Raw genomic sequence first — 21,208 nt, 5'->3', positions numbered from 1 at the left:
GGCGCCGCGTATCAGGTGACCGATCGCTTGAGCGTGGGAGCGACGCTCGGCGTGGGCATTAACCACATGGAGCTCGAGGGGCCGTACTCGCTGCAGTCCCCCGGCCAGTTACAGGGGACGCCGGCGCTGTTTGACTTGCAAGCGACCGGCGCCGCGCCCGTTTGGTCCGTCGGCATGCAGTACAAGGCGAGCAAGCGCACGACCTTGGGCCTGACCTACATCGCGGAGACGCGGTTTCACAACCACGGCGACACCGTGATGCAGATTCCGGGCATCGGCGTGAACGAATATCAAACCGACCTGCAAGTCACCTGGCCGCAATCGCTCGGCTTGGGCGTAAAGCACAAGCTGCTACCGCAATTGACGGTGGCGGCCGATGTGATCTGGTTCGATTGGTCGAACGCCAAGGAAAGCTACACGGCCAGCTTCAGCGAGCCGACTAACCCCGTTGTCGGCTCATTGGCGCCCACGCTGACGGAAGAATACCCGCTGAATTGGCGCGACAGTGTGACGGTGCGTCTCGGGTCCGAGTACTACCTGTGCGGCCACCGTACACTCCGCGCGGGCTACGTATATCATCGCAACCCGATCCCGGATGAGACGCTCACGCCGTGGATTCAAACAACGCTGGAGCACGGCGTGTCCGCGGGTTACGGCTGGCGCTTCAACCGCGTGTGGAATCTCGACGTCGCCTATCAATTCAACTGGGGCAACCCGCGCAACGTCGGCGACAGCAGCTTCATCGGCGACGACTTCAGCAACAGCCGCATGGTAACCGAGGCGCACTGGGCGTACTTCAGCGTGATGCGGCCGTTTTAGTGAATACTCGGGCGATGCATGAGAATTCACCACGGAGGCACGGAGACTCGACCTCCGTGCTCTCTGGTGCCTCCGTGGTGAAGTATTTGAATTAGAGCAGGCCCTTGAGCGCCGAGATGGCTGCTTCGTAGTTGGGGTGTTCGGCGACTTCCTTGACTTGCTCGGCGTAGGCGACTTTGCCGTCCTTGTCGAGGACGAACACGCCGCGGGCCAGCAGTTTGAGTTCTTCGATCAGCATGCCGAACTTCTGGCCGAAGTTGCGATCCTGGTAGTCGCTGGCGACGCGCATGTTCTTGATGCTCTCGGCGCCGCAGAAGCGATTCATCGCGAACGGCAGGTCGAGGCTGACCGTGACGGCGTTGATCTTGTCGCCGAACGAATTCAGCTCGTCATTGAACTTCTTGGTCTGCGCGGCGCAGACCGGCGTGTCGAGCGACGGCACGACGCTGATAAAGCTCGGCTTGCCCTTCAAGTCGGCGAGCGTGAGGGTCTTCAGTCCCCCTTCGAAGTAGTGCAGCGTGAAATCAGGCGCAGCCTGGCCAGCCTGTACGGCCTCGCCAGCGAGGGTGAGCGGGGTGCCCTTGAAAGTGACGGCGCCGGAGCGTGACATGGTCGAATTCCTTGAACGTGAAGGTCACAACGCGGAAGCTGCCCTGGCAACGACGCCATGCGGGGCAAAATCGCGTCAAATGGTGTGCTGGTCGCAAGTAAGGCCCGTAATATCGCACACCATGGCGTCGCGACAAGGGGCCGCACGCATTCCGCCGGCCCTCAGCGAGCGGACCGATTGACTCTGCTCATCGTGCCGGCTTTGCCGCTTGCAATGCTACTATAAGCGGATATGATACTAGCCGTCCGCTCCGTGGTTCGCCCCTCACGTCGCGGCGCCCACAGTCGTTGCTTGCCATCCAATAGCGGGGCGAATTCGCCTTTTGCTGTGAGGAGGAGCGGCAATGATTCAGCTTGCGCCCGGCTGGGAATTGGACGTCGAACGGGGACCCGATTGGCTCTTTGTCCGGGTCCGCTGCCCTGATCTGCCGGTGGACGAACTGCCCCTGTTGGCGGACGCCATCTGGCGATTGATGACGCAGCACTTCTGTTATCGCCTCGTGCTGGAATTGAACGAAGTTCGCCTCCTGCACAGCCGCCTGATCGGTCAACTTGTGCTGCTGCACAAGCGCCTGGCCAATCACGAAGGCGGCATGCTGCGGGTCTGCGGATTGTCGCCGGAGAACCGCGCCGTGTTGGAGATGAGCCGGCTCGAACGCCGCTTCCCCAACTACGAGAACCGCGAACAAGCCGTGATGGGACATCGGCCTGCGCAGCCGCGCTGATTGGCGCGTTGTGACCGTTCGGCGTTGTACGAGAAAAAGCCCAGGGAAGGCCCTCGGAGTCTTCGCAAGGTGGTTAGACTTTGGGTGGCCTTCCCTGGGCTTGTTGCGCACGACGATCGATTTGAACTACTACGCGGCAGTGAGCTTCGACAGCGCCACTTCCAGCGCCTTGCGCAGTTGCGGGTCGCTATCTTGCGCCGGGGGCGGCGCCATGGGAGAACTTCTGCGGATCACGTCCCGCTCGCGGCGGCGGCGGACCATTTCCTTGAATTCATCTTCGGTGAGTTTGACTTCGTTGCCTTCATCCGGACGCACGCCCCAGTCCCCGGTGTTCTGATCGCGGGGGCCGCGGCGATGGATATTCTTGCCGCTCGGTCGCCAGAAACTGGCCGTGGTGAGCTTGAGCACGCTGCGCCCGCCTTCCAGCGGCAGCACTTCCTGGACGCTCCCTTTGCCCCAGCTTTGTTCGCCGACGACGATCGCAGCACCGTGATCCTGCAAACAGGCCGCGAAGATTTCCGCGGCGCTAGCGCTGTATTCATTGATCAAAATGACTACCGGACGTTTCGCGTCCCAAAGCGTGCCTGAGGTTGCCGTGAAGCGTTCCACTTCCACGCCGCCACGTCCCCGAGTGCTGACAATCACGCCGCTATCGAGAAACATGTCGCATGTTTCCGTGGCGGAGTGTAACAAGCCGCCCGCGTTATCGCGAAGGTCGAGGATCACCGCCCGGGCGTTGTGTTCGTTGAGCCATTCCAAGGCGGTTTGCAACTCATCGATCGTTTTCTCACCGAACGAGCGGATCCGCACGTAGCCGATGCGGTCCTCGCGTTCCAGGAAGAAGCTCCATTGGTCGTCCGCCTCGTGGCCGTCGCCGACGACGCTTTCCACGGCGATTTCGGCGCGGACCAGCGTCATCTCTAACGGCGACGGTTCGCCAGCGCGCTCGATTTTCAGCCGCACCATTTCACCGATCGGGCCGCGCATGCGATCCGTGGCGTCTTCCATCGATAGCTGAGCCGTATCCTCTCCGTTGATTTCCAGGATCACGTCGCCGGGCATGATGCCCGCGTTGTAGGCGGGCGTGTTGTAGAGCGGGCTGGTGATCGTGAGCCGGCCGGTCTGTTCGTCTTTCAGAACCGAAACGCCTACGCCGCCGAATTTTTGTTCTAACTCGGATCGCAGCGCATCGGCCTCGCGCGGCGGGATGTAGGCCGAATACTCGTCGCCCAGGGAGCCGACGATCCCATTGAGCGCCGCCTCGAACATCCGCCGGTCGTCGGTCGGTTCGAGGTACTTCCGATCGATCTGGTCCATCACCTCGGCATAAGTGCCGAACATCTTGGCGTACCGACCGCCCTGCAGTCGGGCCTCGTTAAAACAGATCAGCGAAGCGCCGCAGACCAGGAACAGGGCAAAGAGATTGCGGGGTGTCATGGCGGGTCACCAAAATCCGTCCAATGGTAATGCCCGTCATCATAGCGAATTCGCGTCCGTGGAAAACGAAGCAGGCCGCCGAATCCTCGGCGGCCTGATCCATTGCTATCCGAAATCGCGGTCGCGGGACCGCGGATACGGCCTTAGCCGCAAGTCGAGCCATTGCAAACCGGGGCTTCGCAGGCCGGAGCGCAGCACTCGCCGCAGCTACGACGCGAACGGCAACGACGGGCACGACGGCAACCGGCGTCCGCCGATTCCGCAACCGCCAGCACGCCAGCGACGACCAACAAGCCCAAGGCAATCAGCTTCGAGAACCGCTTCATGGAAATGTCCCCTCTGAGAGTGAAAAACTCCATCGGGCCGGCTCTCATTGCCGACCTACTTTGGAAAGAGGGGCAGCATAGCGGGACCTTGAGGCGCGAAAAAGGGGGGTGGAAGGCCTGTTGCCGGCCCTCCAGATCGATAAGGTTTTACGATTGCGTAGGTTACGAAGACAAAATTAACCGGAGATTCGGCCATAAAATCCCCCACGACGGGGAGTGTTGGATCGCCAGTGGCGGTGCATTTCCTGTCAGGTCATCCAGCGCACCAACTGGTCGCCGAGCGAAGGCGAGAGCTGCGAAATGGCGAACAATAAGCGCGCCGTGCGAGGGTAAACCAATTCGCGGCGGCGGCGTTCGCACCCATCCAAGATGCGTTGCGCAAGCCAAGTTGGATTGAGCGCGCTGGTCTTCACGCCCGCGCCGGCCGTCGCCGCTTCGGCGGGGATATTGTCGAGCCGATCGGTATCGCGTTGGCGAGGCTCGGTGCGAGCAATCGGCCCCGGGCAAACGAGCATTACGTGCAGACCTTGCGGTTCCAGTTCCAATCGCAGTTGTTGGGTGTAGCCCGTGACCGCGAATTTGGCGGCGGCGTAGGCGCCCAGCCAGCGCGCCGCCGATTTGCCGGCCAACGAGCCGATATTCACCAGGTGGCCGCGCCGGGAGATCAGTTCCTTGGCGAACGCCCGAGTACAGATGACGGTCGAGATCAAGTTCACTTCGAGCAAGTGCCGAAAGTCGTCCGGCGTCGTTTCTAGGGCGGCGCCGCGGGCGGACTTGCCGGCGCAGTTCACCAGCAGGTCCACCCGGCCAAGGCGGTCTAAAGATTCCTTGGCCAGGTCATGGACTTCAGCCTCGTTCGTCACATCCGCGCGGAAGGCATGGGCGTCGCCGCCGGCCTGGCGAATGCGTTCCACGGCGGCGTCCAGTGCGTCGGCGCCGCGGGCGGCCACGACAACTTTCGCGCCCGACGCGGCCGCCGCTTGCGCGATGGCGAAGCCCAGCCCAGAGGAAGCGCCCGTGACTACGACTCCCTTGCCGGACCAATAGCTGGACATGTTGGAATCGTTGGCCGGACGGGGGAGTGGAATCCAAACGTGGTAGAGTAGGCTGAAATTGTAGGGGAAACCAACGCGCGTTGAAGCGGCCCATGCCGGCCGGGCGCGATGGCCCAGGAAATTTGCGGGCCAGTCGTTATTCAATGAGTACATTCACGACCGCTAATCGCTAAGAGGATATGACGATGGACACCGCGGCGCCTGAAACGGATGTCGCTCGTCTGGTGAAGACGTATCAGGCGGGTGTCTGGCGTTACTTGCGGGCGTTGGGGTGCGAGGCGTCGACGGCCGACGACCTGACGCAGGAGACGTTTTTGACAGTCCTGGAAAAGCCCTTTTCGGACTTCAATCCAGCGGCCACGGCGGCCTACCTGCGAACCGTCGCGCGGAACCTGTTCATCTCCTTGCAGCGTCGGGCGAATCGCAGCATCTCGGTGGCCGATCTGGATGAGTTGGATCTGGATTGGAGCCGTTGGGCGGGGGACGACGCCGGGCAACACCTGCTCGCGTCGCTGAAGGAATGCCTTCAAGCGTTGGGCGAGAAGGCGAAACGGGCGATTGAGTTGCGGTATCAAGAAGAGGCCTCGCGGGCTGGCATTGCCACTTCGCTCGGCATGAGCGAGGACGGGGCGAAGAACTTGTTGCAACGGGCAAAGCAACAGCTCCGCGAGTGCGTGGAACGGAAACAGAGATAGGCGTCATGTCGGGTACTCACAAAGATCGAATTCTCGAGGTCTGCCTGGAAGAACTCCTTTCCGGGCAGTCTCCTCCAGATTTGACGGACCGTGTGCTCCGCGCCGCCGCCGCTCGTCGAGTGGCTGCCAACGGAGCGCATGGGCAGAAGTCCGTCGCGATCCCACCTTCGCCGGTCGGCTCGGGGCAGGCGGCCGGCGAAGGTGTTTCGTTTAGCGTGCCGGAAATCTCGGCGCCCATCGTCACGGTCGCCGCCACAAGCAGCGTGGCGAGTCGCTATCCACAGCGCCGGCGAAATGCATTGCCGTGGATGCTGGCCGTGGTGGTGGCCGCGAGCCTGCTGCTCGCGCTCGGCATGTTTCTGAATCGCGGCGATAACGCCGCGCAGATCGCCGAACAACCGAAGCCGCCTTTGGACGGCAAGGCCGCGCCGGATGAAGCGCCGCAGTTAGCCCAAGAGCCATCGACTCCGGAAGCCATGCCAGCGCCGGCCGACGATTCGCCGCTGGAAGACCAGGCGCCGGTCGTGGTCAAGATCGCGCCGGGGAACGACGGTTCCAATTCCCCCGACGAATCTGCTACTGAAGCGGTGGCGGTCGCCGAGCGAACGCTCGCTACGCCGGACGCCGAAGTCGTCGCTTTTATCGACGCGGAAATTCGCAAAGCCTGGCAGGCGGCGGCCGTGGGGCCCTCGCCCGACGCGACCGATTCGGAATGGTGCCGTCGCGTTTACTTGGATCTGCTGGGCCGCATTCCGACGATCGACGAGTTGCAGCAGTACGCGAACAATCGCACGAAAGACAAACAGGAAAAGCTGGTCGACGAGCTGCTCAGTTCCGATCGTTACGCCGAGGAATACGCGCGGAATTGGACCACGATCTGGACGAACTCGCTGATCGGGCGCTCTGGCGGGGCGAATAACAACAGCATCGCGAATCGCGCCGGGATGCAGCAGTACCTGCGCCGTTCGTTCCAGCGCAACAAGCCGTATGACGAGATGGTCACCGAGTTGGTCAGCGCTGAAGGTTCCGGCCGCCCTGGCGACGAGAACTACAACGGCGCGGTGAACTTCATCGCCGACAACTTGCAGGACGACGCCACGGCCGCCACGGCGAAGACCGCCCGGCATTTCCTCGGCATGCAGGTGCAGTGCACGCAGTGCCACAATCATCCGTTCAACGATTGGAAGCAGAATCAATTCTGGGAGTTGAACTCCTTCTTCCGGCAGGCCCGCGCGACGCGCACCGGCACGGGCGACACCGCGGGCGTCACGTTAACCGACGTGGATTTCCGCGGCGAGAGCGGGCAGCAGCCGGATGATGCGGAGATCTATTACGAGTTGCGCAACGGCACCGCCGCCACGGCTTATCCGGTGTTCGTCGACGGACAAAAGATCGCGAACCGCAGCGGGCGCGTCGCCGCGGTGCGCCGCCGCGCCGAACTGGCGAAGTTCATCGTGCGGTCGCCGAACTTTGGCCAGGCGATCGTTAACCGGATGTGGTCCCACTTCCTCGGCCATGGCTTCACCAAGCCGATCGACGACATGGGACCGCACAATCCGCCCACGAATAGTGAGTTAGTCGCGCGATTGGGCGTCGAGTTCGCCGGCGGCGGACATGATCTCAAGCGTTTGATGCGGTGGATCGTCCTTTCGGAGCCGTACGCGCTCTCCAGCACCTACGGCAAGCGCTACAAGAATGAGAAAGATGACCCCTCGATGGGCGAGAAGCCGCTGTTCAGTCACTTCTATATGCGGCAGATGGAAGCCGAGCAGATGTATCAATCGCTGCTCGTGGCCACGGAGGCCGACAAGACGCAAGGCAGTTACGAAGAGCAGGAACGCACGAAGACCGAATGGCTCGCGCAATTCACTCTCGCCTTCGGCACGGATGAAGGGGATGAAGCCACGACGTTCAACGGCACGATTCCGCAGGTGTTGATGATGATGAACGGCGAGATCACCGAACACGCCGTGAACGTCGAGCCAGGCAGCTTCCTGCACAAGCTGGTCTACGAGAGCAATGACCGCGCGGAGAGCTTGGACCGGCTGTATCTGGCGGCGCTGGGGCGCCGGCCGACGGGTCAGGAAATCCAGGCCGCTAACGACCTGCTCGATGCCCGTGGTGGAGACACCGCGGCCGCGATGCAGGACGTCTGGTGGGCGCTGCTGAACAGCGGCGAGTTCATTTTCAATCGGTAGGGGGCAAGAGGGAGGAGAAAAGGAGCAGAGGAGTAATGGAGTATTCGAAGCACGGACTGGTGGAGAAGTAGGTCGGCGGGAGGTGAAAGGTGACGGTGGAGGAGTAACGGCCAGTGAGCAAGATTCTTTGCTCCTTTACTCCTCTGCTCCTTTTCTCCTCAATCCACACGGGGCAAACCACATGACGGGCAATTGGTCGGGGCTCCCCTCGGGGATGACCCGGCGACATTTTATGCGACATCTGGCCGGCGCTTCGGCGCTGGTCTTACCGGCGACTTCGTTCACGCGTTCGTTGCACGCGAACGTCGACAAGTTGCGCAAGAATCACAAGGCCGCCATCTTGTTGTGGATGGGGGGCGGACCTTCGACGTTGGACCTTTGGGATCTGAAGCCAGGCGCGACCACTGGCGGGCCGTTCAAGCCAATTTCGACGACCGGCGACGTCCAGATCAGCGAACATCTGCCTTTGATTGCCAAGCAGATGAAGCATCTGTCGATCGTCCGTTCGATGAGCACGCGCGAAGCGGATCACGATCGCGGTCGTTACTACATGCACACCGGCTACGTCCCCAACTCGAGCATCGAACATCCGAGCTACGGCGCGGTGATCAGCCACGAATTGATTGAGACGCGTCCGGAACTGCAAGTTCCGCCGTTCGTGTCGATCGGCGGCGGCAGCGAAGGTCCGGGTTTCCTGGGCATGACCTACGCTCCGTTCGTGGTCGGCTCCAACGGCGACGTACGGAACTTGAAGGTGGCATTGCCGGAAGATCGGTTGATGCAGCGGATGAAAATGCTGCAGATGTTGGAAACTGGTTTTGCATCGCAGAACCGCGGCGAGCTGGCCAATGACCACGCCAAGGTGCTCGAGAAGACCGTATCGCTGATGACCAGCGAGCAGATGAAATCGTTCAAAGTGGATCAGGAACCGCAGGCCGCGCGCGATCGTTATGGCAACACCGGCTTCGGCCGCGGCTGCTTGATGGCGCGCCGGCTCGTGGAGGCGGGCGTGCCGTTCATCGAGGTCGATTTCGGCGGTTGGGACAACCACGCCGGCATCTTCCCAACGTTGCAGAACCAGAAGCTGCCGGAACTGGACATGGCGATGAGCGCGTTGGTCGAGGACCTCGCCGAGCGCGGCCTGCTTCAGGATACGGCGGTGATTTGGATGGGAGAATTCAGCCGCACGCCGCAGATCAACGGCAACGCCGGACGCGATCACTGGGCGCGCAGTTGGAGCGTCGTCGTGGGTGGCGCCGGCATGAAGGGGGGCATCGCCGTGGGCGAGACTAATGCCACGGGCACGGCAGTCGTCACCAAGCCGTATTCGTCGGAAGACCTGATGGCCACGGTCCTCAAGTCGCTCGATATCCCGTTGGAAACGACCTACACGAGCAAGAGCGGCCGGCCGATGAAGATCGCCAACAGCGGCAAGGTGATTGAGGAACTGTTTGCGTGAGCGGAGTGAGGAGTGGGGAGGAAAAAAGGAGTAGAGGAGTAAAGCAGGCAAGAGCGAACACAAATCAATTTGCGGCGAGTGGCGTTGAGCTACTTCGCTGCATAACCGTACCCCGAATGACTCCCGAATCAGGGGGCATCCGCTGCGCCCATAGCAAGCGCTCTGCTATGGGCGCTTTTTTTGCGCAGATGGTTCACTTGGCCGGAACGCGGGATTACATGGGCGGGGCCGCTCCGGATTTTCACCGCGGAGAACACGGAAGAGGAAGGAGACGGCAAACCTTTATGAACTGCGGAGGCGCTGAGACGCAGAGAGAGAGTCTTGAATGTCGACGAACTGAGAGCTTATGGTCACTTGCCAACTTCGCAGTTCGACCATTCAACTTTCGAGATTCGTCATTCATTCCACATTCCACCTCTCTATTCCGCCAGGTCCGGGATCAGCATCGCCGCCGGGCGTAGACTTACCGCTGTTTTGGGTGGCGGATCCGAGGCGGCTTCTTTGAGGAGTTCCTCTTGCGCGCGGCAGGGGATTTCATCCGGCGTCGGGCGCAGACGTGTGTAGGAGCCATCGGCGTTTAATACGCGGGCTTTCACGTTGTCGCGCAAATAGACCGGCAAGAAGTCTTGCAGGACACGGTCCTTGAGCACTGCCGACTCGATCGGGAACATCACCTCGACACGACGGAAAAAGTTGCGCGGCATCCAGTCGGCGCTGGAGAGGAAGACTTCGGCTTCGTCCTCGACGCCGAACACATAGATGCGGCTGTGCTCCAGGAAGCGATCGACGATGCTGCGCACGCGGATACGTTCCGACACGCCGGGCAAGCCCGGGCGGAGGCAGCAAATGCCGCGCACGACGAGGTCGATTTCGACGCCCGCCTGGCTCGCGCGATAGAGCGCCTGGATGACGTGGTTGTCGACGAGTGCGTTCATCTTGGCGAAGATGTAAGCTGGCCGGCCTTCCTGCGCGCGGGACGTCTGTGCTTCGATCAACTCGATGGTGCGACGATGCAAATCGGTCGGCGCGACAATCAACTTGCGCCACGGTCGCCCTTGTGAATAGCCGGTCAGCAAATTGAACAACGCCGAAGCGTCGTCCGTCATATCATCGTTGGCTGTGAACAAGCCCAAATCGGTGTAGACGAGCGCCGTCGTGGGATTGTAGTTGCCGGTCGCCAGATGCACGTAGCGGCGCAGCTCCTCGCCTTCCTGGCGGATGACCAGCGACAGCTTGCAATGCGTTTTCAAGTCCAGGAAGCCGAACACCACGTGGACGCCGGCGGTTTCCAGTTTGCGGGCCCAGCCGACGTTGGCTTCCTCATCGAACCGGGCTTTCAATTCCACGAGCGCCGTGACGTGCTTGCCGTTTTCGGCCGCCAGGATCAGCGCCCGGGTGATGGGCGAATCGCCGCTGGTGCGATAGAGCGTTTGCTTGATGGCCAGCACCTTGGGATCTTTCGCTGCGCGATTGACGAACTCGACCACGGGGTCGAACGACTCGAACGGATGATGGAGCAGCACGTCGTGCTTTTTGATCGCGGCGAAGATATCCCCGCCGGGGCGCTCGCCGCCGAAATAGGCGACGGGCGTGAAGGCGGGATCGTGGAGATGTTCCTTGCCGGGAATCTTCAACAACCCCGTTAGCGCCGTCAGGTCGAGCGGGCCGGGGATGCGGAAGACCTCGTTGTACGTATCGTTGGAATCGGCGAGCGCGACGCGCATCTCCTCGTCTTCGACGATCATCCGCACGAGTTGCTCGCTCCCCCCTTCGGCGACTTCCATCCGCACCGCCGCGGCGCGTTGGCGCGCCTTGATGCGCTCGTCAATCAGTTGCAGCATGTCGTCCGATTCCTGCTGCAACAATTCCAGATCACTGTCGCGCGTCAGGCGGAATGTCGTGCTGGTCAGGATCTCGAACCCGCCGAACAACTCCGGCAAGCGCGAACTGACGGCGTCCTCCAGGAGAATGAAGTCGTGCTGTTCCCCTTCGCCGACCGGCACCAGCCGTGGCAACACTTGCGGAACTTGCACGACGGCGAACAATTCCTTTGGCCCGAGCGCCTTTTGCCGGCGCAACATCACGGCCAGGTAGAGTCCGCGGTTGTGAAACCTTGGGCTGGGGTGCGCCGGGTCGACGGCCATGGGAGTTAGAATCGGCATCGCGCGGTCGACGAAGAACTTGTCCAACCGCCGACGTTGGCCTTCGTTCAGGTCTTCCGGCTTGAGCAGTCGAATTCCCTCGGCCGCCAGCAACGGCACGATCGATTCGTTCCAGCAACGGTATTGCGCCGTGACCAATTCTTGCGTGCGACGCGCGATGCGTTCCAACTGCGCCAACGCCCGCAGTCCGTCCGGCGAAAAATCCTGCGGGGCGCCGTCGCCAAAGGCCTGCTCGCGCAGGCCGGCCACGCGGACCATGTAGAACTCGTCCAGGTTGGAGCTAAAGATCGCCAGGAATTTCACCCGCTCCAAGAGCGGCGTGCCTGGGTCCTCGGCCTCCTCCAGCACGCGCGCGTTGAACTCCAGCCAGCTCATCTCGCGGTTGATGAAGTGCTCCGGCAACATTTCGCGGCCTTCCACGGTGCGGCTCCTGCGGTTCGTAACTGTTGCCAGCGTTCAATTCCCTAGGGAAATCATAAGCCGGTCCCCGGGGGCAGGCCAATGCGTTGCGCCGCGGCTTGCCAGCCGCGCCGGAGCCCCGGTTTTCTTGACGGTTCCCGTTCGCGTGCCTATAGTTGCGCTTGATGGGGAAGTCCGCTGCCAGCGCCCGAATTGAAAAGAAAGCGCCTCTTACGGAGGACCGGGACGCATTGCGCTCGGCCCTGGAATCGGCTGGCTGCCGCTACACGCAGCAACGTGCGGCGGTTTTTGAACACCTCTCGCAGGTTCACACCCATCCTTCTGCGGAAGAGGTTTACCTGTCCGTCCGGCAATCGCTGGCGAAGATTAGCCTGGCGACCGTCTATAAGGCCCTGGAGGCCTTGGTCGAGGTCGGTTTGGCCAACAAGCTGACGTACGGTGACGACGCCGCTCGCTACGAATTTCGCGAGAGCGAGCACTATCACCTCCGGGACGTGGCGACCGGCGAGGTCCACGACCTGGCCACGCCTTTCGACCCCGACCTGTTGAAAAAGCTCGATCCCCGCCTCTCGGAGCGTCTGGCGGCGGCAGGGTTTCAGATCACTGGCTACCGGCTGGAAGTTTTGGGGCGATTTCAATCGTAGGGCCCTGACGCGCGGCAGCCCAAATCCCCAGCTTGAGTCCTTCCGACGAGGGACACTTTTCCACCGAAAATTGTCGGTCAGGATTCGCAAGACGACGCCCTGGGCGGCAACTATTCTGTCGTGCCATGAGTCAGTCGACACCAGCCGCCGATGGCCGGATAGCGCCGCTGCGCTCCAATCAGGTCGATTGGCGCGCGGCGCTGGCGGAACATGATCGTTGGCTACGGACCGTGGTCATGGCCCGCCTGGGCGAACACCAGGCGGTCGACGAGGTGATGCAAGAGATCGCCCTGGCGGCCGTTGCGCAGCGAGCGCCCTTGGCGGATGCCACGAAGGTGGCGCCATGGCTGTACCGATTGGCGGTCGTGCAGACGTTGCTGTATCGCCGCAAGCGCGGTCGCGGACGGAAGCTGGTCGATCGGTACGCGGAACGCTTTCGCCCTGGCGAGACCGACGAACAAGCCGACCCACTCGTCTGGCTGCTGGCGGACGAGCGTCGCCGATTGGTGCGCGATGGGCTGGGGCAACTGCCAGCGCGCGACGCGGAGATTTTGCTTTTGAAGTATTCGGAAAACTGGAGCTATCGGGAGATCGCCTCCCGGCTCGGGGTCCGAGAAAGCGCCGTCGAGGCCCGGTTGCATCGAGCCCGCGCGAAACTGCGCGGCGTCTTGCAGGCGACGGCGGTGGAGGTCACGACATGAACGAGCGCGAATCAGAACAAGACTGGGACGAAGGGAAGGGCATCGACCTGCTGGTCGACGGCGAATTGGATGAAACGCGCCGTCGCGAGTTGTTGCTGCGTCTGGAAAACACGCCGGGTGCTTGGCGTCGCTGCGCGCTCGCTTTTCTGGAAGCGCAGGCCTGGCGGCAAGCGTCCGGCGCGATGCTTGCTGAACCACTGTTGGTTACGCCTGCGAGCCTCACTGTTGCGGTCACCTCGGAACCTGGTGCATCGCATTCCTTCTGGCGTAGCTCGTGGGGCAATCTGCTCGCTGTGGCCGCCAGCTTCGGCGTTGCGTTCGCGTTGGGCGCTTGGTATCGCTCGCAAGATGGCGACAAGTTGAAGCTTGTCGTTGATGGTACAGGAAGCAGGTCGGCGCCGGACCCAGATGCAAGCGTCGTTAGCGATGCACCTGCTGATCCTAATAGTTATGTGACGCTCCTCGTCGACGGCGTTGCCGACGGCGAATCGAATCAAATGCAGCTTCCCGTACGGGCTTGGGGCGATATCGCCGCCGACTCCTTCGCGCAACAACCGATGGCGATCCCGGATTCGCTTGTCGAGGAAATCGAACAAGCCGGGCATACGGTCCGCCAACGCCGTCAACTCGTGCCCGTCGATCTGCAAGACGGCCGGCGCATGATCGTGCCGATGGATGAAGTGCAAATCGTTCCGGTGAGTCGGACGTTTCAGTAGGGGGAAGTAGGTGGAGAAGGTGAAGTAGGCGGAGTAGGGGTAGCATCTCATTTGCTACGCGGCTTTTCTTCCCACTTATTCGTTCCTCGATTTTGGTATTCCTTTACTCCTCTCTCAAGGCATTTCCATGAATATCCACGGTTGGAGATTCTCGGCCGCTGCTTTTGGCGCGGCGAGTTTGGCGCTCAGCGCGAACGGCGCTCGGGCGGACGAGGGTCCGAAGTTCATCTTGGCTGCGCCACAGCAGGCGAAAGTGCTGTTCGTTCAGTTGGATGAAAGTCAGCCGCCCGCGGCACCGCCGGCGCCGGTCGAGCATAAGGATGTGATCATCCTCGCCGACGGTCCCGTGGGCGACGGTGAATTGACGATTCAGCCACTGGGCGAGTTGACGCCTGGCAAGTACTGGATCGGCGTGATGTGCATGCCGGCCGACGAGGCGCTTCGCGCGCAATTGAATCAACCCGAGGGCGTGGTCGTTGTGGATATCCGGCCGGACAGCCCTGCCGAAAAGGCGGGGTTGAAGAAATTCGATTTCATCGTTTCCGCCAACGGCGGGAAGATCGGAGATATCGGCGCATTGATGAAGGCCGTTGAAGCCGCCGGTGACAAGCAACTTCGACTCCAATTGATTCGCGGCGGGCAAGCGACTGATGTAGAGATCATTCCTGCAGAGCGAACGACGCAGACGATCCCGGCGCCTGCGTCGCCGCCGGATGCGCCGCTCGACGTGCGGCGGTTGTTGCAGCGGTTTTATTACAGTGAAGATGGCGCCCCGGTTATCCGGTTCTTCCACCCGGGCGTAGTGATGCCCCCCGGCGTCGACCAGCCGGCGCCGGAGAATCTCGACGTGCGGATCGAAAAGCATGGCAATCAGCCGGCCAAGATTCACGTTGAGCAGGATGGCAAGACTTGGGACGTGACGGAGGACCAACTTGGGGATTTGCCTGAGGAAACGCGCGGCCACGTTTCGCGCATTTTGGGTCGCGACCAGCACCTGCCGTTCAACTTTCGCTTGCCGGAAGGCGCTCAAGGCGAATTCAAGATTCAGGTCGCGCCGCCAGGAGCGCCCGGCGCGCCGCCGGTACAGGCATTGCCGCAGCGAGGGCCGGATGGGAATGTGCGCGGCCGCGTCCGGAATTGGACCCAGCGCGAAGAAGGTGGCGGCGATCGGCTGGAGCAGCGGCTCGATCAGCTCAATGAGCGTCTTGATCGTTTGCAACAACTGATCGAGAGCATGCAGAAAGCGCCGTCGACTGGCGACGCGCCGCCGCAACCGTAGTGGTGAATGTCGATTAGAATTCGAATTCCGTCGAAACGCCACTACTGCTACGTCAACGCCAGAAGTTCGGGTTATCAAGACTCCTGGGTGGCTGGGGTCGAAGGTACTCATTCGCCCCCAGATCTGGTGCGCTGGGGGCGAGCGAGTACGCTCGACCCCAGCCACCCACACTTTCAAGCAACCCAAAAATCACGCATTGACAAAGCACTACGTCAATTCAGCGGCGGTTTCTCTGCGCCTTGGTCGCGACACAGCGATTCGATTGTAGCGATTGCGCGGCCCTTCTGTGGCCCTCTGCGGTCCCAGAACGGCCGTCTCGGCACATGAAGCGGCGAACTTTAACCGAGACTTGGGTGGCGAACCGATCCGGTTCGCGCGGCCGCGGCGGGGATTACACCGCCGCGGCAAACATAACCTTGACCCAGGTTTAGGAGTTCTGTCCATGACAGGCATTTTCGCTCGCCGTTGTTGGTTCACGTTGACGACCGTCGCCGTTTCGTTCGTTGGCCTGAACGCCTTGCGCGCCAACGAACCGCAGACCACGGAAACCCCGCACGACGCGCCGTACACGTCGAGCTCGGAATCGAACACGGATCATGCGATTCACCTCAACGGCAGCGGCCGTCAGGCGACGCAGAAGTTCGAGTTGAAGGCCGGACTGGCGATCGTTCAGGTGCAGAACGACGGCAAGTCCAACTTCGTCGTCGGGCTGCTCGACGGCCAAGGCGAACAGATCACCAATTTGTTCAATGAAATCGACGAGTTCTCCGGCCGCCGGGCGTTCAATATCGCCAAGGCTGGCACGTATCTGTTGGACGTCGACGCGACGGGCCCGTGGAACTTCACCATTGAACAACCGCGCCCGACTACGGCCGAGCCGACGCCGCAAGCGTTCGAGGGCGAAGGCACGAACGTGACGCCGTTCGTGGCATTGAAGAAGGGCCTGAACGTGTTCGGCTTCCAACGCGCCGGCGAAGGCCGCGGCGTGTTCACGCTGCTGGATCAGGACGGCCGCGCTGTCGAGCAACTTGCCAACCAACTCGATGAATTCCATGGCTCGAAGCCGGTGAAAATCGAGGAGGACGGCATTTACTTCTTGAACGTCTACGGCGAAGGCGCCTGGACCGTGACGATCGAGTAACGATCTCGACTCCGGATGCTGAAAACACGGCGGCGGACCATTTCGGCGCTTCATCGTCGCAATGGCCGCCGCCTTGCCAGCCGGTTTGCTCGTGGGGATAACTTAGCTCGCGGGGTGCCACTGGCGTCTTGTCCGCCAGTGTGTAGCGGCGTCAACTACAGCACTGGCGGACAAGCCGCCAGTGGCACCCAATGTGTTTGTCAAGTAACTCTAAGCGGCGGCGCCGCAACCTTGAGAAATGCCGCGATGAAATCCTTTCGCTTGCGACTTTCCCATCTGTCCGCTGTCATCCTTTGTTTGAGTCTCGTGCAGCTGGCGCTTGCCCACGAAGGGCATGAGCATGAGCCGTACACCGATGCGAAAGCCTCGCAGGCGACGCCCGTGCCGGATCGCGTGATTCTCACCTGGGTCGGCGACCCGACGGTGAGCCAGGCTGTGACTTGGCGGACCGATACGAGCGTGACCGCGGCCAAAGCGCAAATCGCCGTCGCCGAGGATGGGCCGTTGTTCGCGGCGAAAGCCGTCGACGTTCCGGCCATCACGCAACACCTCCAGACCGACATCGGCGAGTGCCATTGTCACACGGTGGAGTTCATCGACCTGCAGCCCAAGACCAAGTACGTCTATCGCGTCGGCGACGGCGGGCATTGGAGCGAGTGGTTTCACTTCAGCACCGCGAGCGCGCAGCCGGAGCCGTTTTCGTTTGTCTACTTTGGCGATGCTCAGAATGATTTGAAGTCGATGTGGGCGCGCGTGTTTCGCGAGGCCTACTCCGACGCGCCGAAAGCGCGGTTCATTGTCCACGCCGGCGATTTGATCAACAGCGCCAATCGCGATATCGAATGGGGGGAATGGTTCTACGCCGCGGGCTGGGTCAACGGCATGGTCCCCAGCATTCCGACACCGGGCAACCACGAGTACGCCAAGGACCCTGCGAACGAAGAAATTCGCACGCTCTCCAACAACTGGCGACCGCAATTCGCGTTGCCGCAGCATGGGCCGGCCGGATTGGAAGAAAGTGTCTATTGGATCGACTATCAAGGCGTGCGGATCGTCTCTCTGAATTCCAACGAACGCCATGAAGAACAAGCCGCCTGGCTGGCGGGCGTGTTGTCGCATAATCCCAACAACTGGACGGTGCTCACCTACCACCATCCGATGTACTCCGGCGCGAAGGATCGCGACAACGTCCACCTACGCCAACTTTGGCAACCAGTGTTCGACAAGTACGGCGTCGATCTGGTGCTGCAAGGGCACGACCACACCTACGCGCGCAGCGGCCAGGTGCTGGGGGACAACGTGCCGACCGGCGTGAACTACTTCGGCGACAACGGCGGCACGGTCTATGTCGTGTCGGTCAGCGGCCCGAAGATGTACGACAACGGCAAGCTGCCGGTCATGAAGCGCGTGGCCGAGGATACGCAGCTCTACCAAATCATCCACGTCGACGGTAACACGATCCGCTACGAAGCCCGGACCGCGAAAGGCGACCTCTATGACGCCTTCCGGCTGGTGAAACAGCCCAGCGGCAAAAACGAGCTGATCGAGGAAGTGCCGGACCGCCCGGAGAATCTCCGCGCGCCGGCGCCGGGCACGGCGGACGGCAAGTAACTGCGACTGCGTGCCATGCCTTCGTGTTTCTCCCGTGGCGATCGCGTTTTGCGCATTGTCGAGGGCGTTGGCTGAGCGGCCCGCTACTTGACGCGGGGCTGTTTTATCCGGTCAACTAGAAGTGATTCAGAGGCTCATTCGCCCACTTCAACTCGCCGCCAGGTTAAGGAATATTCCCATGGCCACTGCCACGGCGCCGCGCAAGTCTGCGCCGGCGATCAAGCAAACCAAGCACTTGATCAACAACGAATGGGTCGCCTCGAGCGATGGAGGCAAATTCGAGACCTTTAATCCCGCGACCGGCGAAGTGATCGCCGAAGTCTCCGCCGGCACGGCCGCGGACATCGATCGCGCGGTCAAAGCGGCGCGTCGCGCGGTGGAGACCGGCCCTTGGAACAAGATGGACGCGGCGGATCGCGGCCGCCTGCTGTTCAAATTGGCCGAGCTGGTCGATGCGAACGCGGAAGAATTGTCGGCGTTGGAATCGTTGAACTCGGGCAAGACGATCGGCGACTCCCAGGGGGATATCGCTGGAGTGGCCAACTGCCTGCGTTACTACGCCGGCTGGGCCGACAAAATTGAAGGGCGCACTGTGCCCGTGCGCGGCAACTTCCTGTCGTACACCTTGAGGCAGCCGGTCGGCGTCGTCGGGCAGATCATCCCGTGGAACTTTCCGTGCGCGATGCTGGCGTGGAAATGGGGACCGGCCTTGGCCTGCGGCAACGCGATCGTGATGAAGCCGGCCGAGCAGACGCCGCTGACAGCTCTTATCATGGGCCGCCTGGCGATGGAAGCCGGCTTCCCGGCGGGCGTGATCAACCTGGTGAACGGCATGGGGGAAACGGCCGGCGCCGCGCTCTGTACGCATCCGGACGTCGATAAGATCGCCTTCACCGGGCATGTCGATACGGCCAAGATCATTCAAAAGGCGACGGCCGATACGCTCAAGCGGACCAGCTACGAATTGGGCGGCAAGAGCCCGAACGTGATCTTTGCGGATGCCAACATCGACGACGCCGTGGAAGGCGCGTTCCATGCGATCTACTTCCATGGCGGCCAATGCTGCACGGCGGGAAGCCGGTTGTTCGTGGAAGAAAAGTTGCGCGACGAATTCGTCGAAAAGCTGGCAAAGAAGGCCAAGGGACGCCGCGTGGGCGACCCGATGGATCCGACCACGCAGCAGGGACCGCAGGTCTCGCAGGAACAGATGGACAAGATCTTGGGTTACGTCGCGCTGGGTCAGAAGCAAGGCGCCAAGCTCGTGACCGGCGGTCAACGCGTTGGTGATCGCGGCTTCTTTGTCGAGCCAACAATCTTCGACGGCGTGAAGGACGACATGGCGATCGCCACGGACGAGATCTTTGGCCCGGTGGTGAGCGTGCTGCCATTCAAGAACTTCGATGAAATGCTGGAGCGCGCGAATCGCACGCACTACGGACTCGCGGCGGCGATCTGGACCAAGGATATCGACAAGGCGCACCTCTACGCCAAGCAAGTGAAGGCCGGCACCGTTTGGGTGAACTGCTATCACGTCGTCGATACCACCACGCCGTTTGGCGGCTTCAAGATGTCAGGTCACGGGCGCGAGAACGGCGAGGCGGCGCTGGATTTGTATACCGAGCTCAAGACCGTGACGGTCAAGCTCAATCCCTAAGCTTGGCCCTGCGTCACGGAAAAATACTGGCATGACCGACGAAAACACGCCCGCTGCGCGACGGAGAGCCTTCGTTCGCGCACGGGCGTTTACGTTGGTGGAGTTGCTGGTCGTGATCGCCATCATCGGCGTGCTCGTGGCGCTGATCTTGCCGGCCTTGCAGATAAGTCGCGAGGCCGCGCGCCGGACGCAATGCCTGAATAACCTCAAGCAACTCGGCGTGGCGCTGCACGTCGAGGCCAATGCCACGGGGCATTTTCCCGCGGGCAAGATGGCCAAGGCGACGCCCGGGTTCCCGTCGCATCCGCATTCGTTTTTCGGCTGGTCGGTGTTCGCGAAGTTGCTGCCGCGATTGGAGAAGACGAATCAGTATCGCCAGCTCAACGTAGAACTGCCGCTCTATGGCCCGGCGCTGACGGTGTTGCCAGAGAACAAGCCGGGCGTGGCGCAGGTGATCAGCGAGTATCTTTGTCCGAGCGATCGCGCGACAGTGGTGAGCTCAGGTTTCGGGCCGCTCAACTACGTGGCCTGTTCCGGCTCAGGCAAGGAAGGCGGTTCGCCCTTCGACGCGGACGGGCTGTTCTATCTGAATTCCGCCGTGACTTGGGCGAAGATCAAGGATGGCGCGTCGAATACGGCGGCATTTTCGGAGAGTTTGCTCGGCGACCCTAATTTTACCGGCAAGCCGCAGAACACCGTCGATCCACAGCGGAACTACGTGTTTGCATTCGGCGCGCCGCTGAACGACACGGGCTGCGGCAATTCGGTGATTTACAACTTCACCGAGGGTCGTGGATACACCTGGGCCGGCGGCAGCGGGTATGACCATTACCTAGGGCCCAATTCGCCGCGGTTCGATTGCCATGGCAACATAATGATCGGCGCGATGGACGTGCGCTACGCCGGGTATAGTTGGCGGGCGGCCCGCAGCGCCCATGCTGGGCAGGTGAACGTCGCCCTGGCGGACGGTTCGGTGCGATCGATGAATGGGCAAGTCGATCCGAAGATTTGGCTGGCCCTTTCGACGCGCAATGGCGGCGAAGCAACCGCCACGCCCTAGTACGACTCGCACTCCGATTTTTTTGATCGGATATCGACCCGTCGCGCCCTAAGCATTTTGGTCCGAGGCCACATCTTCGGCCAATCGGCTGCGCAAATAGCGGAACGGCATCATCACGTCTACCGCTTCTGCGGACCTTGGGGCGGCCCGTTGGCGGGGGCGGAATCACCTTCGCGCAGTTTCCTTGCGGGCGTTTGAGACGTTGAATTCGAGTCGAGCCGGGCGCGTCGCGCTGGCTCCAGGTTTTGAATTCCTCTGCGGGGTGAAGCCGCGATGTGCGCATACGTCCAAGAACGCCACAACCTGGGGCTGAACACGCCGCTTGGCCCCGACGCCTTGCTGCTGGTGCGGATGCGAGGCGAAGAGGAGATGTCGCGGCTGTTTCGCTTCGACCTGGAGATGCTGGCGGACCACAAAGACGCCTTCAAGGACGCCAAGGATAAAGAGATCGAGTTCCGCGCGAAGCTGACCGAGGGGAATCTCTCCGATCACGTCTG

19 protein-coding genes are annotated in these 21,208 nt (G+C 61.7%); 14 read left to right on the top strand and 5 right to left on the bottom strand.

Going from position 1 to position 21,208, the window contains the following annotated elements; translation table 11 throughout:
* On the top strand, nt 1-819 hold an 819-nt coding region (locus SGJ19_07965; protein ID MDZ4780171.1), incomplete at its 5' end, for an outer membrane protein transport protein.
* A 91-nt stretch (nt 820-910) separates the two neighbouring features.
* Here SGJ19_07965 and tpx read toward each other — a convergent pair.
* Nucleotides 911-1,429: a thiol peroxidase gene (gene tpx, locus SGJ19_07960; GenBank protein ID MDZ4780170.1), complete on the bottom strand. Its 519-nt coding sequence runs from the start codon at nt 1,427-1,429 to the stop codon at nt 911-913.
* Nucleotides 1,430-1,772: 343 nt separating this feature from the next.
* Between tpx and SGJ19_07955 the strand changes: the two genes are divergently transcribed.
* Nucleotides 1,773-2,153, top strand: a complete 381-nt coding sequence (locus SGJ19_07955) for an STAS domain-containing protein (GenBank protein ID MDZ4780169.1) — start codon at nt 1,773-1,775, stop codon at nt 2,151-2,153.
* A gap of 129 nt (nt 2,154-2,282) precedes the next feature.
* On the opposite strand, the gene SGJ19_07950 is transcribed toward SGJ19_07955, so the two are convergent.
* The 3 genes from SGJ19_07950 to SGJ19_07940 form a co-directional block, all read right to left on the bottom strand.
* Nucleotides 2,283-3,590 (bottom strand): S41 family peptidase, encoded by a 1,308-nt coding sequence (locus SGJ19_07950; GenBank protein ID MDZ4780168.1) that lies wholly within the window; start codon nt 3,588-3,590, stop codon nt 2,283-2,285.
* 143 nt (nt 3,591-3,733) lie between these two features.
* On the bottom strand, nt 3,734-3,916 hold the full coding sequence (locus SGJ19_07945) for a hypothetical protein (GenBank protein ID MDZ4780167.1): 183 nt from the start codon (nt 3,914-3,916) through the stop codon (nt 3,734-3,736).
* 248 nt (nt 3,917-4,164) lie between these two features.
* Nucleotides 4,165-4,971, bottom strand: a complete 807-nt coding sequence (locus SGJ19_07940; GenBank protein ID MDZ4780166.1) for an SDR family NAD(P)-dependent oxidoreductase — start codon at nt 4,969-4,971, stop codon at nt 4,165-4,167.
* A 185-nt stretch (nt 4,972-5,156) separates the two neighbouring features.
* Between SGJ19_07940 and SGJ19_07935 the strand changes: the two genes are divergently transcribed.
* The 3 genes from SGJ19_07935 to SGJ19_07925 all read left to right on the top strand — a co-directional run bounded on the left by SGJ19_07935 (nt 5,157) and on the right by SGJ19_07925 (nt 9,323).
* Nucleotides 5,157-5,666 (top strand): sigma-70 family RNA polymerase sigma factor, encoded by a 510-nt coding sequence (locus tag SGJ19_07935; protein ID MDZ4780165.1) that lies wholly within the window; start codon nt 5,157-5,159, stop codon nt 5,664-5,666.
* 5 nt (nt 5,667-5,671) lie between these two features.
* A complete protein-coding gene (locus SGJ19_07930; GenBank protein MDZ4780164.1) occupies nt 5,672-7,864 on the top strand; it encodes a DUF1549 domain-containing protein in 2,193 nt (730 codons plus the stop codon).
* Between the two features lie 232 nt (nt 7,865-8,096).
* Nucleotides 8,097-9,323: a DUF1501 domain-containing protein gene (locus SGJ19_07925; protein ID MDZ4780163.1), complete on the top strand. Its 1,227-nt coding sequence runs from the start codon at nt 8,097-8,099 to the stop codon at nt 9,321-9,323.
* Between the two features lie 419 nt (nt 9,324-9,742).
* On the opposite strand, the gene ppk1 is transcribed toward SGJ19_07925, so the two are convergent.
* On the bottom strand, nt 9,743-11,905 hold the full coding sequence (ppk1, locus tag SGJ19_07920) for a polyphosphate kinase 1 (protein ID MDZ4780162.1): 2,163 nt from the start codon (nt 11,903-11,905) through the stop codon (nt 9,743-9,745).
* A gap of 164 nt (nt 11,906-12,069) precedes the next feature.
* Here ppk1 and SGJ19_07915 point away from each other — a divergent pair, with 164 nt between their 5' ends.
* The 9 genes from SGJ19_07915 to SGJ19_07875 form a co-directional block, all read left to right on the top strand.
* Nucleotides 12,070-12,549, top strand: coding sequence for a transcriptional repressor (locus SGJ19_07915; GenBank protein ID MDZ4780161.1), 480 nt, complete (start codon nt 12,070-12,072; stop codon nt 12,547-12,549).
* A 125-nt stretch (nt 12,550-12,674) separates the two neighbouring features.
* Nucleotides 12,675-13,250, top strand: a complete 576-nt coding sequence (locus SGJ19_07910) for an RNA polymerase sigma factor (GenBank protein ID MDZ4780160.1) — start codon at nt 12,675-12,677, stop codon at nt 13,248-13,250.
* Nucleotides 13,247-13,966 (top strand): hypothetical protein, encoded by a 720-nt coding sequence (locus SGJ19_07905; protein ID MDZ4780159.1) that lies wholly within the window; start codon nt 13,247-13,249, stop codon nt 13,964-13,966. The genes SGJ19_07910 and SGJ19_07905 overlap by 4 nt, the downstream gene beginning before the upstream one ends.
* Nucleotides 13,967-14,093: 127 nt before the next feature.
* Nucleotides 14,094-15,245 carry a PDZ domain-containing protein gene (locus SGJ19_07900; GenBank protein ID MDZ4780158.1) on the top strand — a complete coding sequence of 384 codons (1,152 nt, stop codon included), beginning with the start codon at nt 14,094-14,096 and terminating at the stop codon, nt 15,243-15,245.
* Nucleotides 15,246-15,687: 442 nt separating this feature from the next.
* The gene (locus SGJ19_07895; GenBank protein MDZ4780157.1) at nt 15,688-16,386 is read left to right on the top strand and encodes a hypothetical protein; all 699 of its coding nucleotides are present in this window, start codon (nt 15,688-15,690) and stop codon (nt 16,384-16,386) included.
* Nucleotides 16,387-16,632: 246 nt separating this feature from the next.
* Nucleotides 16,633-17,997: a metallophosphoesterase family protein gene (locus SGJ19_07890; GenBank protein MDZ4780156.1), complete on the top strand. Its 1,365-nt coding sequence runs from the start codon at nt 16,633-16,635 to the stop codon at nt 17,995-17,997.
* Nucleotides 17,998-18,175: 178 nt separating this feature from the next.
* Nucleotides 18,176-19,651, top strand: coding sequence for an aldehyde dehydrogenase family protein (locus SGJ19_07885; protein MDZ4780155.1), 1,476 nt, complete (start codon nt 18,176-18,178; stop codon nt 19,649-19,651).
* A 31-nt stretch (nt 19,652-19,682) separates the two neighbouring features.
* Nucleotides 19,683-20,711 (top strand): DUF1559 domain-containing protein, encoded by a 1,029-nt coding sequence (locus tag SGJ19_07880; protein ID MDZ4780154.1) that lies wholly within the window; start codon nt 19,683-19,685, stop codon nt 20,709-20,711.
* 273 nt (nt 20,712-20,984) lie between these two features.
* Nucleotides 20,985-21,208, top strand: a 224-nt coding sequence (locus SGJ19_07875) for a hypothetical protein (GenBank protein MDZ4780153.1), incomplete at its 3' end; no start/stop codon positions are given.

This window comes from Planctomycetia bacterium (assembly GCA_034440135.1).
Classification (GTDB): Bacteria; Planctomycetota; Planctomycetia; order Pirellulales; family JALHLM01; genus JALHLM01.
Note: the sequence above shows the minus strand (reverse complement) of the source record. Positions and strands in the feature narration are given on the sequence as shown.